Source organism: Zavarzinia sp. (genome assembly GCF_049306435.1).
Lineage (GTDB): Bacteria > Pseudomonadota > Alphaproteobacteria > Zavarziniales > Zavarziniaceae > Zavarzinia.
Window position 1 is genome coordinate 1 of the sequence record NZ_JBAQRT010000065.1, and the last position, 4,193, is coordinate 4,193.

A 4,193-nucleotide genomic window follows, 5' to 3' on the forward strand; every position below is an offset into this window, starting at 1 on the left:
CCGCGAGACCGGCGCGACAGGGTCAGACGTGTTCGCTGGCGGCGGCGCCGGCGGCCGCGTCGGCCTCCGCCGAGGCGGCCGTGCCGAAGCCGTTGAAGAAGAGATTCAGCACCAGGGCCATGAGCGCGGCGAGCAGGATGCCGGACTCGAGCAGCGGGTGCAGGCCATGGGGCAGCTGCTTGAAGAAATTGGGCGCCACCAGCGGGATCATGCCGAAGCCGACCGAGACGGCGACGATGAACTGGTTGTGCGGCTTCGACTTGAAATCGACCTGGGTCAGGATGCGGACGCCGGTCGCGGCGACCATGCCGAACATCACGATGCCGGCGCCGCCGAGCACGACGACCGGCACCGCCTCGACCAGCGCGGCCAGCTTGGGCACGAGGCCGAGGGCCAGCATGATCAGCCCGCCCGCCACTGTGACATAGCGCGAGCGGACCCCGGTGACACCGACAAGGCCGACATTCTGCGAGAAGGACGTATAGGGGAAGGTGTTGAAGATACCGCCGATCAAGGTGCCGAGGCCATCGGCCCGCAAGCCCCTCGTCAGGGCGGCGCGATCGACCGGCTTGCCGGTGATTTCGCCAAGGGCGAGGAACATGCCGGTCGATTCGATCATCACGACGATCATGACGAGACACATGGTCAGGCTGGCGACGAGATCGAAGGTCGGCATCCCGAAGGCGAAGGGCAGCACGACGTCGAACCAGGGTGCCGCCGCCACTTTCTCGAAATGCATCAGGCCGAAGGAAGCCGCGATGATGCCGCCGACGATGATGCCGATCAGCACGGCGACATTGCGCACGAAACCCTTGCCCCAGCGGGTGAGGGCGAGGATGACGACAAGCACCAGAAGGGCGAGGCCGAGGCCGCCGACCTGGCCATAGGCCGGATTGGCGAATTCGCCGAGTTCCTTCACGGGGACATCGTTCACCACCCGGTCGGCCATGGCCTTCAGGGTCGGCAATCCGCCGCCCGCCCAGTTGATGCCGACGCGCATCAGGCTGATGCCGATGACGAGGATGATGGTGCCGGTCACGACGGGCGGAAAGAAGCGCAGCAATCGCGAGACGAAGGGCGCGACAGCGATGCCGAACAGGCCGGCGACGATGACCGCGCCGTAGATGCCGAGAAGGCCGAGCTCCGGGTCATTGGCCATCGACAACATGGGGCCGACGGCGGCGAAGGTGACGCCCATCATTACGGGGAGGCGGATGCCGACGCCGGGCAGGCCGAAGCTCTGGATCAGGGTGGCGATGCCGCAGGCGAAGAGATCGGCGTTGATCAGGGCCGAGACCTGCTCGGGCGAGAGTTTCAGCGCCCGGCCGATGATCAGCGGCACGGCGACGGCGCCCGCGTACATCACGAGGACATGTTGAAGGCCGAGGGTGAACAGCCGGGCCGGCGGCAGTTTCTCGTCCACGGGATGCACGGCGCTACTCATCGCTTTACTCCTCACAAGGCGGCGACGGCCGCTGTACTCCCTCACGAGGCGGCGAGCGCCGCCGGTGCGTCTCGGGATCAGATGGTCAACGGGTGGCGGTCCTCATGTCCTCGAACCAGCGGGCCAGCACGCGGCGTTCCTCGATGGGCATTTCGGTGACGTTCGACGGCGGCATGGCATGGGTCCAGACCGCGATGGTGTAGATCTGCTCGGCATGGGCGGCGACGGCCGCGGGCGTATCGAGAACGACGCCCTTGGGCGGCACGGTGATGCCTTCCCACACGGGCTCCCGGGTGTGGCACATGCCGCAGCGGCCCATGACGATGTCGCTGGCGGCGGCGAGATCGACGCTGGCCTCGGCGACGGCGGGGGAGGGCAGCAGGCCGCCGGTGACGGCGGGATCGGCCGGGGTGACGCGGCTCAGGGCGACGATGATCAGGGCGCAGACGGCGGCGACCCACCAGGTCCACCAGGGGGCGGGCAGGCCCTTGTGCATCGTGTTGAAGAAATGGCGGATGAACACGCCCATGACGATGAGGAAGGCGAGGATCAGCCAGCTCAAGCCACCGCCATAGGCGAGCGGGTAATGATTGGCGATCATCACGAAGACGGTCGGCAGCGTGATGTAATTATTGTGCATCGAGCGCTGCTTGCCGGTGCGGCCGAAGCGCGGATCGGGCGCCTCGCCCTTCATCAGGGCGGCGACCACTTTCCGCTGATTGGGGATGATCACCATGAAGACGTTGCAGGCCATGATGGTGCCCATCAGGGCCCCGGCCTGCATGAAGGCGCCGCGCGCGCTGAAGATTTCGGTGAAGGCATAGGTCGCGGCGACGACGAAGCCGAAACCGAACAGCGCCAGCGTGTTGTCGCTCCGCCCCAGGGGCGAGCGGCACAATCCGTCATAGATCGCCCAGCCGAGCACCAGGCTGCCGGCGCTGATCGCGATCGCCTGCCAGATATCGAGATCGAGCACGGCGGCATCGATCAGATAGAGCTGGGCGCTGAAGTAATAGACGAAGACGAGAAGGGCGAAGCCCGACAGCCAGGTGGCATAGGCCTCCCATTTGAACCAGGTCAGGTCGTCCGGCATGTTGGACGGCGCCACCAGATATTTCACCATGTGGTAGAAGCCGCCGCCATGGACCTGCCAGGCCTCGCCATGGGCGCCCGGGGGCAGGCCCTCGCGCGGCTTCAGGCTGCTGTCGAGATGGACGAAATAGAACGACGAGCCGATCCAGGCGATGCCGGCGATGACGTGCAGCCAGCGCAGCCCCGCGCCGATCCACTCCCACACAATCGGGTCCATCACCGCCTCCGCTAGGGCCGCGCGACCCCTGCCGGCCGGCGCATGCCTTCATGTCTCTTGCACTGCAATATTCCTACAGTTGCGTTGCGCTAAGAAAACCTTTTCACTGGCGACAGGACCTTCAAATTTTCACGAAGAATGGGGACGCCCCTTGGCTTTGATCGAGAACATAAGGGTCTTCGTGCGTGTTCTGGAGCTGGGCAGCCTGTCGGCGGCTGGGCGCCACATGCGCCTGTCGCCCGCCGTCGTCTCGCATCGGCTGCAACAGCTGGAAGGTCATCTGGGCGTTCGCCTGCTGAACCGGACGACGCGGCGGGTGCGGCCGACCGAACATGGCTCGGCCTTCTACGAAGCCTGTCAGGACGTTCTCGCCTCGCTCGAGCGGGCGGAGGCGACGGTGGCCGATGCCGGGCGCCTGCCGCGCGGCACGTTGCGCATCACCGCGCCGCTCGGCTTCGGGCGGCAGATCCTGGCGCCCATCCTGCCGGATTTCCGCGACGAACACCCGGAGGTTTCGGTCCAGCTGCGCCTGTCGGACCATGTGCTCGATCTGCTGGCGGAAGGCATGGATGTCGCGATCCGCATGGGCGCGCTGGCGGATTCCAGCCTGATCGCCCGCAAGATCGCCGATTGCCCGCAGGTCGTTTGCGCCGCGCCCAGCTATATCGAGCGCTGCGGCCGGCCGGAAGAGCCGGCGGACCTGCTGAAACACGCCTGCCTCATCCTGCGCCTGCCGGGCGCGCGGCCGGTGCGCTGGGTGCTGTCGACGCCGGATGGGCCGGTCACCCTGGCCGTGTCCGGCCCGGTCGATGCCGATTTCGGCGAGATCCTGACGGAATTCGCCCTGCGCGGTCACGGCATCGTGATGAAGCCCTTGTGGGAGGTCGCGGATTATCTGCGCCAGGGCCGCCTGGTGCCGGTGCTGCCGGACTTCCCGCCGCCGCCGATTTCCCTCTCCGTCGTTTATCCGCATCGCCGGTTGGTCGCGGCCAAGACAAGGGCCTTCGCCGATTTCATGCTGAACCGGGGCGGCGCCGCCATCGCCGACGCCATCGGCGCCGTCGATCAATCCGCCGGGGCTTGAGTCAGCAGCACCGACAGAAGCTCGGCCGCGGTCATGGCGGCGATCACCGCCGGGCGCTTGTCCTTCACCGGGCCCGCGCCGATCGGGCAGACGAGGCGGGCCAAGGCCGCCGGATCGTGGCCATTGGCGACGAAGCCCCGGCAGAAGCGCGCCTTCTTGGTCGCCGAGCCGATCATGCCGACATAAGTAAAGTCGCCGCGCAGCAGGGCGGCTTCGGTGATGCCGTAATCGAGCTTGTGGTCATGGGTCATGACGACGACGGCGGCGCCGGGCGGCGCCTGTTCGATGGCATCGAGCGGCGCCTCCCGCCGGGCCGGCGACGGGGCGTCGGGCCGCTCGTCGTACCAGCGAAAGCC

Annotated in this window: 4 protein-coding genes; 1 reads left to right on the forward strand and 3 read right to left on the reverse strand. The window is 67.2% G+C overall.

Features of this window, described 5'->3' with window-relative positions; translation table 11 throughout:
- Nucleotides 1-22: 22 nt before the first annotated feature.
- Entirely contained in the window at nt 23-1,444 is a 1,422-nt protein-coding gene (locus tag WAZ62_RS03365) for a nucleobase:cation symporter-2 family protein (protein WP_422642120.1), read from the reverse strand.
- Nucleotides 1,445-1,529: 85 nt separating this feature from the next.
- The gene (locus WAZ62_RS03370; RefSeq protein ID WP_422642121.1) at nt 1,530-2,753 is read right to left on the reverse strand and encodes a urate hydroxylase PuuD; all 1,224 of its coding nucleotides are present in this window, start codon (nt 2,751-2,753) and stop codon (nt 1,530-1,532) included.
- Nucleotides 2,754-2,904: 151 nt separating this feature from the next.
- Here WAZ62_RS03370 and WAZ62_RS03375 point away from each other — a divergent pair, with 151 nt between their 5' ends.
- Entirely contained in the window at nt 2,905-3,837 is a 933-nt protein-coding gene (locus WAZ62_RS03375; RefSeq protein ID WP_422642122.1) for a LysR family transcriptional regulator, read from the forward strand.
- Here the strand turns inward: WAZ62_RS03375 and WAZ62_RS03380 are convergent.
- Nucleotides 3,819-4,193 (reverse strand): XdhC family protein (locus tag WAZ62_RS03380; RefSeq protein WP_422642123.1); only part of this gene is annotated, 375 nt, incomplete at its 5' end. The genes WAZ62_RS03375 and WAZ62_RS03380 overlap by 19 nt on opposite strands.

Bases quoted from the DNA above. Each gene is read 5' to 3' on its own strand.
- WAZ62_RS03365 (WP_422642120.1), bottom strand. From the start codon at position 1,444: ATGAGTAGCGCCGTGCATCCCGTGGACGAGAAACTGCCGCCGGCCCGG.
- WAZ62_RS03370 (WP_422642121.1), bottom strand. From the start codon at position 2,753: ATGGACCCGATTGTGTGGGAGTGGATCGGCGCGGGGCTGCGCTGGCTG.